Source organism: Loktanella sp. M215, from assembly GCF_021735925.1.
Lineage (GTDB): Bacteria > Pseudomonadota > Alphaproteobacteria > Rhodobacterales > Rhodobacteraceae > Loktanella.
On record NZ_WMEA01000004.1, the window covers coordinates 395,845 to 409,696 of the forward strand.

At 56.1% G+C, this 13,852-nt stretch carries 13 protein-coding genes and 1 pseudogene; 2 read left to right on the plus strand and 12 right to left on the minus strand.

Annotation, left to right across the window (positions count from 1 at the left end; all coding sequences use genetic code 11):
* Positions 1-21: 21 nt before the first annotated feature.
* Entirely contained in the window at positions 22-318 is a 297-nt protein-coding gene (locus tag GLR48_RS22010) for a PRC-barrel domain-containing protein (protein WP_237065689.1), read from the minus strand.
* 279 nt (positions 319-597) lie between these two features.
* Here GLR48_RS22010 and GLR48_RS22015 point away from each other — a divergent pair, with 279 nt between their 5' ends.
* Entirely contained in the window at positions 598-1,800 is a 1,203-nt protein-coding gene (locus tag GLR48_RS22015; protein ID WP_237065691.1) for a hypothetical protein, read from the plus strand.
* A gap of 265 nt (positions 1,801-2,065) precedes the next feature.
* On the opposite strand, the gene GLR48_RS22020 is transcribed toward GLR48_RS22015, so the two are convergent.
* The 9 genes and pseudogenes from GLR48_RS22020 to GLR48_RS22060 form a co-directional block, all read right to left on the minus strand.
* Complete coding sequence (locus GLR48_RS22020) at positions 2,066-2,932, minus strand: alpha/beta fold hydrolase (protein WP_237065693.1); 867 nt, start codon at positions 2,930-2,932, stop codon at positions 2,066-2,068.
* A 1,382-nt stretch (positions 2,933-4,314) separates the two neighbouring features.
* Complete coding sequence (locus GLR48_RS22025; RefSeq protein WP_237065694.1) at positions 4,315-4,893, minus strand: N-acyl amino acid synthase FeeM domain-containing protein; 579 nt, start codon at positions 4,891-4,893, stop codon at positions 4,315-4,317.
* Complete coding sequence (locus GLR48_RS26015; RefSeq protein WP_237065696.1) at positions 4,890-5,444, minus strand: methyltransferase family protein; 555 nt, start codon at positions 5,442-5,444, stop codon at positions 4,890-4,892. Before GLR48_RS26015 ends, GLR48_RS22025 begins: the two co-directional genes overlap by 4 nt.
* A gap of 280 nt (positions 5,445-5,724) precedes the next feature.
* Complete coding sequence (locus tag GLR48_RS22035; RefSeq protein ID WP_237065698.1) at positions 5,725-7,131, minus strand: sensor histidine kinase; 1,407 nt, start codon at positions 7,129-7,131, stop codon at positions 5,725-5,727.
* A 241-nt stretch (positions 7,132-7,372) separates the two neighbouring features.
* Complete coding sequence (locus tag GLR48_RS22040; RefSeq protein WP_237065700.1) at positions 7,373-7,948, minus strand: IS630 family transposase; 576 nt, start codon at positions 7,946-7,948, stop codon at positions 7,373-7,375.
* A 382-nt stretch (positions 7,949-8,330) separates the two neighbouring features.
* Entirely contained in the window at positions 8,331-9,140 is an 810-nt protein-coding gene (gene istB, locus GLR48_RS22045) for an IS21-like element helper ATPase IstB (RefSeq protein WP_237065702.1), read from the minus strand.
* Positions 9,137-10,657: an IS21 family transposase gene (istA, locus tag GLR48_RS22050; protein WP_237065704.1), complete on the minus strand. Its 1,521-nt coding sequence runs from the start codon at positions 10,655-10,657 to the stop codon at positions 9,137-9,139. Before istA ends, istB begins: the two co-directional genes overlap by 4 nt.
* Before the next feature lie 140 nt (positions 10,658-10,797).
* Complete coding sequence (locus tag GLR48_RS22055) at positions 10,798-10,989, minus strand: hypothetical protein (RefSeq protein ID WP_237065853.1); 192 nt, start codon at positions 10,987-10,989, stop codon at positions 10,798-10,800.
* Positions 10,970-11,371, minus strand: a pseudogene (locus GLR48_RS22060) (transposase); the annotation flags it as partial. The pseudogene GLR48_RS22060 and the gene GLR48_RS22055, both read right to left, overlap by 20 nt.
* Before the next feature lie 124 nt (positions 11,372-11,495).
* Between GLR48_RS22060 and GLR48_RS22065 the strand changes: the two are divergent.
* On the plus strand, positions 11,496-12,185 hold the full coding sequence (locus GLR48_RS22065) for a glutathione S-transferase family protein (protein ID WP_237065711.1): 690 nt from the start codon (positions 11,496-11,498) through the stop codon (positions 12,183-12,185).
* 76 nt (positions 12,186-12,261) lie between these two features.
* Here the strand turns inward: GLR48_RS22065 and GLR48_RS22070 are convergent, their stop codons facing one another.
* Entirely contained in the window at positions 12,262-13,014 is a 753-nt protein-coding gene (locus tag GLR48_RS22070; protein ID WP_237065713.1) for a molybdopterin-dependent oxidoreductase, read from the minus strand.
* Positions 13,011-13,850: a cytochrome b/b6 domain-containing protein gene (locus GLR48_RS22075; protein ID WP_237065715.1), complete on the minus strand. Its 840-nt coding sequence runs from the start codon at positions 13,848-13,850 to the stop codon at positions 13,011-13,013. Before GLR48_RS22075 ends, GLR48_RS22070 begins: the two co-directional genes overlap by 4 nt.
* Positions 13,851-13,852 lie beyond the last annotated feature (2 nt).

Sequence of the window (13,852 nt, forward strand, 5' to 3'; positions counted from 1 at the left end):
ACACAACTGGTGTCAGGATAATCAGTCTTGATATTCTGGCAGATCCTTGAGCTGATCTTTCGTCATAGTCGTCGTTGCATGCGCCTTGCCATTCTCGTCACGCATGAAGTTCAGCTGTGACACGGGAAGCGACACGCGCTTTGCACCGATGCCCAGAAAGCCGCCCACATCGACGATGACGTTTGTCCCGTGTCCCGCACCATCGGTATGAACGACATCGCCAATATGGTTATCGTCGGGTCCGTAGACGTTGGCGCCGTCAAGGTTTGCGGCTGAGATTTCGTCCGTGCGAAGCGGAATGTGCTTGGAATGGTCCATTGTCGTTCCTCCATAAATATCAATGTTGCAATGACTGAACGAAGGCCGTGGCACTGATGTTCCGAACATAGGAACCGCGAAAGTGGCAATCGCCGCATCTCTAATAGTGATTTAGGGTGTCGCCCAAAGGCTCTTGCCCTACCTTGATCACGCGGGTCATGCTGAGCCATGATGCACGACATGGTTTTTACCACGGCGCTTGCTGCACACCGATGAAGTTGAAAGACGTATGCCGTCTGATCGCAGCGAGCTCATTGAAATATAGGAAGGAAACGAACAATGGGCATCGCTGACGATGTAAAGAAGCCGATACCGATTATTCTGGGAATCGTAGCGGTCGTGGGCTGGATTTTTGCTTTATTCCTATTGGGCGATCGGACCAATCTGCGGACGGATTTGGCTGATCAGACCCAAGCCGTTGGGACGCTGGAAGATCTGCGCAGCGAGGCCTCAGCGCTAAATTCCGAGACGGATGCACTCAGCGCTCAGCGCGACAACATCAATGCGGAGATCACGACGCAGCAAATAAGCCTGAGCAAGCTGCAAGATGAAATCGCGGCAGCGCAAAGCAGCCTCAATCAGACCAGGGCCGAGCAGTCGGCTATCACAGACCAACTAGCCCCGATGCGTGAAGAAATTGCAGGGTTCGAGACGGCGCGGGCCGAAGCAGAGAAAAATGCAACAGAGGCGACGCAGGAGCTCGCCAACGTGGGTGATCGTCTGACGGAAGCCCGAGCTGCCCAAGCAGAATTGCAGCAGCAGCTTTCCGTCCTGACGGATGACACGGCGCGCTTGGCACAAGAGGCATCCGACGCGGAGGCGCGCGTGCAGGAAGCACGTGATGCTGAGGCCGCCTCTCAGGCGGCCGTTGCCACTGCGACCGAGGAGCTGACACGTATGACGGAAGAGCGCGAGGCCCTCTCGAAAGAGCTTGATGACATGACCCAACGTCGGGATCAGCTCGCAGCCGACAACACGGCAGCAGAAGAGCAACGTCAATCCGTGCAAGCGATCGTGACCCAGCTGTCCGATGATCTGGCCTCCCGAAGCCAACAGCTTTCCGAAGTGGAACAGCGCATCGCGGCCCTTCAGGCGCAGGGTGTGCAGGCTCAGGATCACGAAACGCAAGGGCAAGACGCGCCGGAACAGGGGCAAGACACCTCTGACGAGACAGCGCAAACAGAGTCCGACGATCAGGCCACCGCAATGCTTGAACCTGGGTCTTATTCCGGCGGTGCCATCGCCATGGTCCTTACAGACGACGGCCAATTCACTTTGACGAATGCAGACAGCGGCAAAGAAGCGACCGGTCGTTACGAGGCAACCGACGGTCAGATTACCCTGTCTGACGCTGAGGGTGACATCGGCACAACAGTCTTCCCCATGACCTGTGGCGTGCAGCGCGGGGAGACCGGTCTCTCAATTGCACAAGTCGACGATCAGGTTTGCCCGCTGGCTGGACTTGAATTGCAGCCCCAGTAAGCAAACGATTCTCACTGATGCCGCAAAGGTCGTAAAGGCAGGATGAGAAATCGTCCTGCCTTATCTGCGTCATGGCGTCGACTTTAAGTCGTTTATACACTGCACATTATTCCTAAGTTGATGCGTAGCCCTGCCGTAAATCATCTTGCCAGAAAACAAAGTGTATCGCTCAAATACTAATTCGACATTTGCGAAGCAGCGAAATATTTTCATCAGCCCTTGAACATTGCAATCGCTGTGAAAGGCAATTTTCGGTGAATTAGAATTAGAGAAATGACGTGCCACCTGCAAGGCTTCCATCGAGAAAGCTTCTCAGCGCTCCTGTATAAATGTCGGGCCATTCAATCTGTGGCGCATGACCGCAGTGCTTTACGACTTGCAGCGCACAATGCGGCATCAAATCCACAAGAACCGCGGAGTGGTGAAAGGGCGATAAATTGTCGTTCCGGCCCCAAACCGCAAGGGTGGGCGTCTGGATCATGGGCAGTTTCGCCAGCAAATCGTGACGGGGCCCCTCGAGAAAGCCCTTTGGTCCGACGAAGCTTTTCAACTGTCCAATGAAAGCTTTCCGCGATGCTATGTCGGCGAAGAGTGAAATGCGCCGTGCGGAAAATGATGCCAAACGGCTGCTGTTTCCGCTATGGATGGCATTCAAGAGGATCCGGAGACCAGACGCACCTGGTCGTGTAATCGCCTGCCCCATGACGGCTGGTAACGACGTACTGAAATCGATCATAGTATCTGACCCGATGCCGGCGGGCGCAGTAAGCACAAGGCGGCGCAAGCGATGGGGTGCGGCGCAGGCGATATCGAGGGCGATGCGACCGCCAAGGCTCCAGCCGCTCATATCCACGACATTCAGGGAAAGCGCGTCGAGAACGTCCAGGACGTGATCCCGCATGGTATCTGGGGCATAGGTGCAGTCGGCTGGCTTTGATGTTTTTCCGCTGCCGAGAAGATCGATAGCGACCACACGGCGGTTCTCCGACAACGCCGGAAGGGTCTCCGACCAGTCCTCAATGGTGCCACTCAGTCCATGCAAAAGTGCGAGGGGAATGCCACCCTCACCCACGCTCCAATAGCGCGTCCGGATACCGCCCGAGGTGATAAACTGGTCTTCGAATTGTGACATGTTGCGGTCTTTCCAAGCAGTGGCATCGGTTCGCACCGAGAGCTTAGTGTTGCAAACGCAATTGACTCGGTTGTGCACTGTGTCGGACTCACGGACCTGACACGAGCCTCAACCTCTAACTTCTCTTAGAAATTTCACGTGTTTGTTGATTGCGTATGGGGATCTAACATTTTGCCTGACGGGCATTTCAGGAGGTAACCGCACCGGTCAAACGATACTGCGGGACAGCCCTCACCTGCGGAACCTGCGCTGATGAACGATGCCGTCAAAATGTAGCTGCCGAGAAACCGCCCTGAAATGTAATGAAAAGCTGCGGCATGTCGCTTATGTAGACCCGCTGTCTTTCGGTGACAAAGCGTTGAGCATTTCGGTTGCCCAACGGCGTACACACAAATCTTTGGCCCCTCCTTCGGATAAGAAGATGCGGCAAGCGCGGCGGATACGGGCATCCGAATGCGCATACGCATCGGCTCGGATAGCACGCGCCCATCCGAGCCGCAGCTCACGAGTCAGAACAGAGTGGCTAGTCGGGCGCAGCGTCATGCCGATTAGTTTATAGCAATTTCAGATTTGCGTGTAGCAGAACGTCAGGTCTTCGACATGCAGGGCAGTCAGATGGCGTTGTCCGACGCTACCTCAGCAAATCTGAGGCTGCGCGGTCTGTCTCATAATTAGGCTTATCGGCGTCAGACGTTGTAGCGGGGCGGATTCTATTCTGGGTTGCGACAAACCCCCCTATCTTGGTTAAAGATTTTGCAATCTGCCTCCGACGGCCGAGCGCTCCGCCACTGTTCAGAATCACTTTCTAATCGGACAGGCGTGATAGAAGAGTTCTTTGTCGCATGATGTGTGATTATGTTAAAGAAACTGCAAGGCTTGAAGAAACAAAAATCCCAGTGCGGCAATTATAGTTCCAGTGGCAGCTATGCGAAATATTACGATTAATCTTTCGATATTTTTTATTTTATTTATTTTTTCGTCATAAATTGGGCAATTTTTCTTCATCGTCTTCTGCCTTAAGATGATAAGAGTAATAGAAGATTTTGGCAGATTAATAAATTTTCATAACCGGTGTTGTGCAACCTTAGCAGCAATTCATTGCACTCGTCCCGGCCGTTATGACAAGCGCTACGTGAGCTTCAAGCCTTTCTCGCGCCCTTCTTGGCGCCTGCCTCATTAAGTAGTGCGCGCTAGTTTTCTAAGTGATATCGTTGATTGGCCTGATTACGATTGACCGATCGGGAATCCATCACATGAACCTCCCTCACCAATCTCTATGTTGAAAGGGAGCTCGGTATCAAGCGACTGCCTAATACCCCGTCCGTCCTGACAACATTCCTGTTTCGCAGGGCACCTCATCGCGATCAGCGGTGACTGGTATATCAGATCCGATTAAAACCCTTATACTGGCCGTTCCGCAGATCGACGCCCATGAGAACTAGATTTTTCTTCAGATCACCGTAGGGACGCGGCTCAGATATCTGTCTGAAGCCGTAAATCCTGTTGTACATATCGATCCGGCTCTCCAGTACAGATGCCACTCCAAATTCAACAGCATTTTCCGCGACGAAATCCTCATAGATCCGCAGGGTCCGCCGGGCAGCAAGCAATCTCAAGCGCCCGATATGGGGATCTACGGCGAGCCGGGCGGCGTCAGAAATGATCATGCCGGACTTTATCTTGGGCATTAGAATGTCTGCAAACGTTGCCATCGTCGCTGAACGGTGACAGGCCTCTGTAAGAAGATGAAGTCTAATTGTGCTGACAATTTGTCCGCTCGATAAAACCATAAATATATGGGATGTATCTGTTGCATCGTATTGATCGGTGAAAATCTCGTCATCACGGCTTTCGATTAAGCCGTCCGCAAGATAACAGCGATACCGGAATGCCCCAACTGCTCTGAGATCATTCTCGCACTGCACTTTTGCGACGTCGAAATTTCGCGCTAGTATGGTCAATTTCGAGACCAGAAATTAGGCAGGCAGAAACCTGTGCTACTGCGATAGGTCAAGTAGGTATCGCCATGAGGGCCGGTCCTAAGTGTCTTTTCTTCCTTCATAGCTGAGTAAATATAGATGACTACTAGTGTGGCGGAAACAAGAGCCGAAGCTTGGCTCATTGTCGCGATAGCACAGCCTGACCAGAAGAGCGTGTAAGAAACATAGAATGGATGCCTGACATACGCCCAGGGGCCGCTTGTAATAATTCCGCTAACGTGAGCGCCCTCATCAAATGCGAGGGGCAATTCCTTCTTTTTGCTGTGCAAAATTGCCCAGAAAAACAGGGCGAAGGCAACCAGCATGAAAGTCAGTGGCGCAGCGGCATATGCGAGTCCCCAGACGAAGGCGTAGGTCATAAGTGTGATTATGCCGATCAACGACAGCGCAGATATGACGTACATGCCAGCGGGGTATTTTCCAGGTCGAAAGTGCTGCTTGGTTGCAGCTGCAATGACAAGAAAATAGGAGACCGCGATGAAGCCGATTACAAAATCAATAGGTGGAGGCACTCAGCAACATCCTTAAAAACTTGATCATACGAAACAGCCGAATGATTTCACTTAAGCGGCCAACGACACAGAACGAGCTGCACAGAACCTCTCCACGATTATCGCTGATTCGGAAACAGTCCACGCAGTCTGTCACAATCTATAGGTGTGGCGAGGCCGATCATCAAGCCTGTTGTGTTTTAATTTTAGCGCCGTCTCCGCCCCATTGAGGCTCTTCTTGTATACGGGATCCCAAACACCTTCGGCTGACGCATTCGCCCTTGTGAGTATTGACAAAGACCTATCTCACTAGGGTGGTCTGCTGCCAATCTGAGCTGGCGATCTGGTCTGTCTGATCAACCTCATCGCAGGGCACCTCGACGTAGAACGTTGTCCCGACGCCGAGTGTACTTTCGTAGTCGATTGTGCCGCCAAGGGCCGCTATAATTTCCCGAGAGATGTTCAAACCAAGTCCCGCCCCGCCGAATTTGCGTTGTTCTGATGAATCGATTTGCGTGAACCGGCCAAAAACCTGATCCTTTGCGCCGTCAGGAATTCCGATCCCGTGGTCGCGGACCGAAATGCGAGCCCGTCCCTTGTCAGCGACAAGCCAGATATCGACATCACCGTCGGCTCGCGAAAACTTGGCTGCGTTGGAAATCATATTCCCGACCACCTGCATCAGCCTGGATCGGTCGGTATCGGCATACACAAGCCTCCCGGTCACTGTATCGGCCACCAGTCGCACATTATACCGTTTCGCGAGCCCTTGATGAGACTCGATGGCATCCGTGATGAACGCACCCAATTCGATCGTCTCTTTTTCGAATTTCATCTGTCCTTCTTCGAGCTTCTGCATATCCAGAAGATCATCGACGAGCGTCGCGAGACGCTGCGTGTTCCGGCCCGCTACTTCCAGCAATCTTTCCACTTTGAGTGGCAAGTCGCCAAATTTTCCAGAGTTGACCAGATCCAACGACCCCTTGATTGACGTCAGAGGCGTGCGGAGTTCGTGACTGACGATGGCGACAAACTGCGACTTCACGACAAGAGCCGCTTTCGTACGCGCATGCTCCATCTCGAGGTCTTCAAGTCGTTTCAAATCTCGCCGGTACAAGCGCAGAAAGCAAAGCGAACAGTCGATCACGAAATACATCGCAAACAGGACCGTAAAGAACTGGAGCCATGGCTGCGGTGTAAATGGCGGATGGTCGACCAAAAGATCTATGAGGGTGATCGCAATGAACGATGCACCGTAAACAACCATCCGGATCGCGAGTGCAATTGCTATCTGATGGTTGTTTATAGCGGCATAGAGCGCCGCTGAGAACAGACAGAACAAGGCCGTAAACAAACCGACACCGTCTTCTGTCTGTCCGACCCAAATCGCATAAATGCTAATGGCCGAAGCACTTACGACAGTATTGGCAATGAAGCCCGCATAGGCATACCTCGTCGCTTGTCTGTCGTCCGGGGCGATCCGATCGACCTTTCTGGCCAAAGTCAGGTCGACGTACTCGCACATCATGCCGACCGCAAAGAACAATTCGGCTCGCCAGGGTGAAAAAAACCATCCGGTCAGCAGAGCCACCGATGCGATGATGCCTTGTCGCTGCCACGTCAGTAGCTTCACCGCGCGGGCGTAGTCCTGTATGTTCCTGAGGATGTGGTCTGTGTCTTCCTGACGCGATGCCATTTGCGTAGTCATGATAGCTCATCTTTTATGCGGCAAACGAAATCAACTGCGGTCACGCACCACATGAAGTTGATACTCCTACAATAGCAACCCTTCACAGGAGCGCCCCACTTCAACCTTCCGGCGTGTTGTCACGAGGCCAGGCTCCCTCAGTGTTCGGCGTCCAAAAAACTCTGTGGTTCGCTCGTCAGACTGCGCGTTTCTGGGCGAGCTGGTAGCGCCCGATCACCGTTGCTTTTGGCTTATACCGGCTCTACGTCAAAACCCGAAAGTTCTCGTGGGTTATGACACTGAAGTTGTCTGAGACCTTGTCACGGAATTTCGTCCATTCCTGCGGGATGGTCTCACGCATGAATGCAAGGATGGCGTCGGCGAACTGCTTCTGACTTGGGTAGTAACGATTGTGGGTCACGTATTGATGCAAGACGGCCCAAAGCCGTTCAATCGGATTGAGGTGAGGGCAGTAGGGCCGCAGCTGGATCAGATGGATACGGCAAGCTGTCCTGGCGAGGAAATCTCTGACATCGGACCCTTTGTGGTAGGCGGCGTTGTCCCAGATGACATGAATGATGCGCTTGTCAGGGTTGCGCGCTTCGATCTTGGTCAGAAGCTGCACGGCACTGACCCCATCAACGGTCATGGGCTCGACAAAGGGTGCATAGAAGGTTTCAAGGTTCACAGCCCCATGAATGTTCACACGACCGCGCCCTGCCGTGCTGAGGACCGCTGGATTTGATCCCACCCTCACCCAGCCGAATGCTGGCTTGGTCTGGTATTCCGGATGCACGGCATCGGCGAAGTAAACGACTTTATCTGCTGGTATGCGCACGACTTATCTACCACCTGTTTTGGGCAGGCGTTTCGCGTCGTCAGAAAGCGATGGGCAGGATGCCGGAGCTAACAGCGACAGCTGACCAAGCTCTTATCCGCGCGTCAAAGGCGCATACCGGCATACGTCGAGAGATCCCTGTTTCTGTCGCACGTGAATACGGCAAACGCCGCTCTCGAACCATCTTGGGGGATTTCTCTGACCGGCTCCGGCACCTTGGCCATCGCATCATCTGCGTTCGGGTTTCTTTTGTAGCGCGACAATCTGGATGAGAGCAGCGCGACAATCAGGATGATAATCCTTGGCCGCGACAGGTTGAGGTTGGCTGATCAGTTTGTCGCGGGCAAGAGATATATGGCTGTTGATTGTCGCGGAGCGTCAATCAGGCATGCCTGTTGTCGCCGGTGCTGTCCATTTTTGTTGCGCGGCCTGATCCTGTTGCCTTTTGGGCCGCTTTTCGTCGATAGCTTTCAACATTCATCTCGAAGATTGTGGCGTGGTGGACCAGTCGGTCGACGGCGGCCAATGTCATGGCGGGGTCAGGGAAGATTGTATTCCATGCACCGAAGGGTTGGTTTGCGGTGATCAGCATGGACCGCCGTTCGTATCGGGCGCTGATCAGCTCGAACAACACGCTGGTCTCCGCCTGATCCTTGGTCACGTAGGCGATGTCGTCGAGGATCAGCAGGTCAAATTTGTCGAGTTTGGCAAGAGCGCTTTCCAGCGCAAGGTCGCGTCGGGCCTGCTGAAGCGTCTGGACCAGATCGGTTGTGCGGGTGAAGAGCACGCGGTAGCCATTCTCGATGAGTGCCCGCCCTATGGCGGAGCTGAGATGGCTCTTGCCGACCCCCGGCGGCCCGAACAGCAGGATGTTGTCACCCTTTCCGACCCAGCTGTCACCAGCGGTGATGGCGTTGACATGCGCCTTGGACAGCATGGGAACGGCGGTGAAGTCGAAGGTGTCGAGTGTCTTGCCGGGAAGCAGGCGTGCCTGGGCAATATGGCGTTCGATGCGGCGGCGGTCGCGTTCTGCCAGTTCATGCTCCACGAGAGCACTGAGCAGACGGGCCGCACGCCAGCCTTCTTTATCGGCCTGTTCGGCAAAGCGCGGCCAGAGGGCCTTGATGGCGGGCAAGCGCAATTCGTTCAGAGCAAGGGTGAGACGGGCGGCGTCGATATCGCTCGATGTCATGCCGCCACCTGCGGTGTCATCGGCGCATTGCTGAGAAGCTGGTCGTAGGCCGACAGATCAGCCAATTGCACTTCGACCGCGGGCAGGCTGTCAGCCGAGGGTAGGAAGAGGGCCCGCAAAGCTTCGATGTCAGGTAATCGTTTCTGACGAAGATCCTCTTCGATCCGGACGGCCAGTTCGGCCTCGCAGCCACGATCATGGGCCAGTGCCAGAAGGTCGACCATCATGCGGCAGACCACCCTTTCTGTTGCCCGTTCAAGCATGACCGCGAACACGTCACGGAAGGCCTGCCGCGGAAACAGCTGGTCGCGGTAGACCAACCCCATCAGTGCCATGGGCTTTTTACGCAGCGAATGGATGACATGGTGATAGCTGACCACATGCTGATGTGGGCCATGGCGTGTTGCGCGGGCGCGCGGCAGCGTCACCAGGAAGGTCGCACCGAGAAACAGATCAAGCCGATCATCGTAGATCCGCGCCCGCAACTGATGACCGATCAGCTGGGATGGCACGGTGTAGAAGACCTTGCGTAGCAGGAAGCCGCCCGATGATGTGACGCGCACCGTGACCTCTTCATAGTCGGTGGTCCGCCGGGCGGGCAAAGGGTTGAGGCTGGCGCGCTCAATATCGATGCGCTTGGCATTACGCGCATTGATCCGCCCCACGACTTCGTCGATGAAGCGGCGATAGGCAGCCAGATCCTCGAAGTTGTGCGACCCACGCATGATCAGCGCATCAGTAATAGCCCGCTTCAGGTGGCCATGAGGCCCCTCGATCGCGCCGTTCTCGTGGGCCACACCTTTGGTGTTGCGCGATGGCGTCATGCCGTAATGGTTGCACAGCGCATCCATACGGTCGGTCAGATCTTCCTGGGCGGAGAGCTCCAGGTTCTTGAATGCGGCCGAAAGGCTGTCGGTCCGGTGTTCCGCAGGCGCACCCCCAAGAGACCAGAGCGCGTTCTGCAAGCCTTCGGCCAGCGCCATATAGCTCTCTCCGCCCAGCACGACATGGGCGTGCTCGAAGCCTGAATAGGCCAGCCGGAAGTGATACAACCGATGTTCCAAGGGCTGATCCGCAACGCTCACGCCATGCTTGTTCATGTCGGTGAAGTCCGACAGGCCCATCTTGCCCGGCACATGGATCTGCCGAAAGATCACCTCCTGTTCGGGACCATGCTCAGCACGCCATGCCCGTATCCGCCGCTCCAGCGTGCGCCGGATGCCGGCACTCAGATCAGGATATCGGCGCAGAAGTTCCTCGAAGATCGCAACTGGCCGCAGACCGGGAGACGACTTCAGCAGAGGCAGCACCTGGGTGTCGAAGATATCCGAAAGCGGGTCCGGGCGACGTCTGCCCCGCGGAGCCTTCTTGTGGGATGGCAGGATCAAATCTGCCTGCAGGCGATAGCCGGTGGCCTGGCTGAGACCAGCCTTGGCAGCGGCCACCGGAACGGATTGGGATTGTCTGAACGTCATAAAGAGCCTCGTCTGTTGATCAGTGACATGGCGGCCCGGCATGAACGATCTCCCAACACGGAAAAATCGTCTTCTACCTGAACCGGTCACGACCGTCAGACCCACCCATTAGGGGCGAAACGCGGGTTTGGGGCCCCTCCGGTCGGGCTACGCCCTCCCTACGTGCCCCCAAACCCGCGTTCTCATCCTGATTGACGCTGGATTCTCACCTTGATTGTCGCGCTGCATTCTTTCCTTTCAGTTCCTGTTCCGGTGTTTTCTTCATTGCTTCTACAATGCTGTGCAGCAGCCTCGTCGCTGACCGCCACGCCGTTTATGGCGGGCAGCGGCGCGGTTGGGGGGAGCAGATAATAGTCACGCTGCACCTTCAGCACCAGTCGGCTCGGTGATCTGGGCGATGGCCCAAATAAAGCCGACAAGTTCCCGAGCCACCGCCGCATCAGCCAGTGCAGACTTCTTGCCCCGCGCCATCAGGCGGCGGTAACGGCCACACAGGCGGACCTACGCTTTCCATCCGATATCGTTCGCAGCCTGAGGGATGCTCTCCTGACGCAGCATCATTTGCGCGCCGATCTTGGCCGGGGTGCGGTATGACCAGGCTGCCTCGATCAGAACCGATCGGGCCAGCACGTTGCCCGCCTTTGTGATCCCTCCCTGACGGCGCGTCTCTCCACTGGACCGTCCTCCCGGCACAAGGCCGAGGAACGCCATCAGCTGCCGCGGTTTGTCAAAGCGGCGAATATCGGTGATGCTAGCCCCTGCCTGTCCCCACAGCTTGGTGAGTGGGAACCATCTCTGACTTCCGCTAGAAAGACCTGAAGGCCAAACCCATCAACATGTCGGGCCTGAAACCACGGCCCTGCCGCCAATGGAGAAACCTATGCTGAAATTCTATTTTCACCCCTCGCCGAACCCTGCGAAAGTCGCTCTTCTGCTGGAAGAGCTTGGTGTCGCCTACGAGGTCGTGCCTGTCGACACGCGCAAGGGCGAACAGTTCAGCGAGGCTTTCCTTGCAATCAACCCCAATGGCAAAACGCCCGCGATGACCGACGGCGCGGCAAAGCTTTTCGACAGCACCGCGATCCTGCTGTATCTGACGCAGAAGTACGACAAGTTTTTGCCGGCGAAGACATCAGAGATGCAGGCGCAATTTCTGTCATGGATGATGTTCGTGGCCAGCGGCATCGGTCCGTACTCGGGCCAGGCCGTGCACTTCAAGCACTTTGCGCCCGAGCCGAAGGACTATGCTGTCAACCGATATGACTTTGAGGCAGAGCGCCATTGGGGTCTGATCGACAAGCGCCTGTCCGAAGGCAAATACATGATGGGCGATACCTACACTGTTCTGGACATGGCTGTCTGGGGTTGGGCGCGTGCCGTGCCGTTTATCCTTGGTGCAGAAGCGTGGACCGCCCTTCCCAACGTGAAGCGCCTGCTTGACGAGATCAACGCGCGCCCCGCCGCAAAGGCCGCGGAAGCGCTGTCCACCGAGTATTCCTTCAAGAAGGACATGGACGACGCGGCGAAGGCAGTGATGTTTCCGCAGAACAAGCGTCTGACTCAGGCCTGAGTGCCAGGGGTCCGGTGCGCATGGCACCGGACCCCACGCACGATCCTGGCGTGTTCAGGCCGTGACACCGATCTTGTTAGATCCCCGCATACCAGTCGTAATCGCCTACATCTTCCCAGAACCCGCCTTTGCCTCTCCCCAGGCCCTCAAGGCTGGCCACGACTTCGACACCCATGATGAACTTGGCATGCTTATAGCCCAGTTTGCGTTCGACCCGCAGGCGGACCGGTGCCCCGTGACCGACCGGCAAGGGCGCTTCGTTCATCGTATGGGCCAAGATCGTCTGCGGATGCATCGCACTGCGCAAATCTATCGACTCGTAATAAGGGGTCCCGTTGAAATCATCGGCACAGCGAAAGATCACGAACTTCGCATCCGGCTGTAAGCCCGCGGTGCGCAGAATTTCGGACAGGGGCACCCCGGTCCATTTACCGATGGCAGACCAACCTTCGACGCAATTGTGCAATGTGATCTGGGTACGCTGCGGAAGCATCTTCAGTTCGGCGAGCGAGTATTGCGCCGGCGTGGTGACCAGTCCTCCGATCGGCAGCGACCAATCAGAAAAGCCGTTGCGCATCAGCGCAGCATAGGCTGGATCGTTCGGCATTGTGTTGCCGTTGACCCTGAAGTCGGGCGACATCTCTGTTTCGGCAAATTCCGGCGCCAGCGCATCGCCGACCACAAACGGTCCGATCCGGGTGCCCAGCCACTCGCCTGCCCCAAGCACCAGTTGTTTGAAAGAGGGCGTGGCACCAAGGCGATCGCAACCGATCAGGACCGCCGGAGCCGCCAGCGTCAACAGGCTGCGGCGTGTCAGAAGCTTGCTCATTGGCCCTTCTCCTTTGGCAAGCGGAACCGGCCCGTGATCATCGATCTGACTTCGTTGAAGGGTCCTGCCAGCAGGACCATGATTATGTGGACTATAAAAAATCCGACCAGCAGCGCCATGAAGATAAAGTGCAACGATCGCGCAGATTGCCGACCGCCGAACACGTCAATCAGCCAAGGCATCAGAGCGGTCGCAGCCGGTGACATGGTCAGACCCGTCAGCACCATGCCGGGTAGCAGGATCACCAACACCGACAGATAGGCGAACTTCTGCAGTATATTGTAGCGCAAAGCTGCGAAGCCTTTGGGAAAGTTCAGCGTGGCGTGATGCTTGATGTCGCCCCAGATATGGCGGGGCCGCAGCTCCTCTCGCGTGGGTAGCAGATCCCGCCGCGTGTGCCCGTTCCACAGACTGCGCAGCGCATAGATCAGCAGCGCCCCGGCGAACAGCCAGGCGAAGGTCAGGTGCCATCGGCGCGCCAGCGCCAGGTTATAGGTCGAAGGGATCGTGGCCCAGCCGGGAAAGGCGCGGTTGCGCACAACACCGCCGCTGTCAGTCCACTTTCCCAAAACTCCCGTCGTCTTGATCTGTTGCCCCGCCACAGTCAGCACACCGGCATCGGCAGTCGCCCCGATTTCCAGCCAGGCCGGATCAGGGTTGGCCCCGTAATTGCCCCAGTAGAGGCGTGGATGAGCGTTGAAGATCATCAATCCGCTGCCCAGCATGATCAGCAGCACTGCCGCGTTGGTCCAATGCCACAGCCGCGTCGAAAGTCTGTGCCGTCGCACCAGATCACCGCCGTGGGGCGAGGTGTCGGTGCTCTCATGAAGTGCCATCT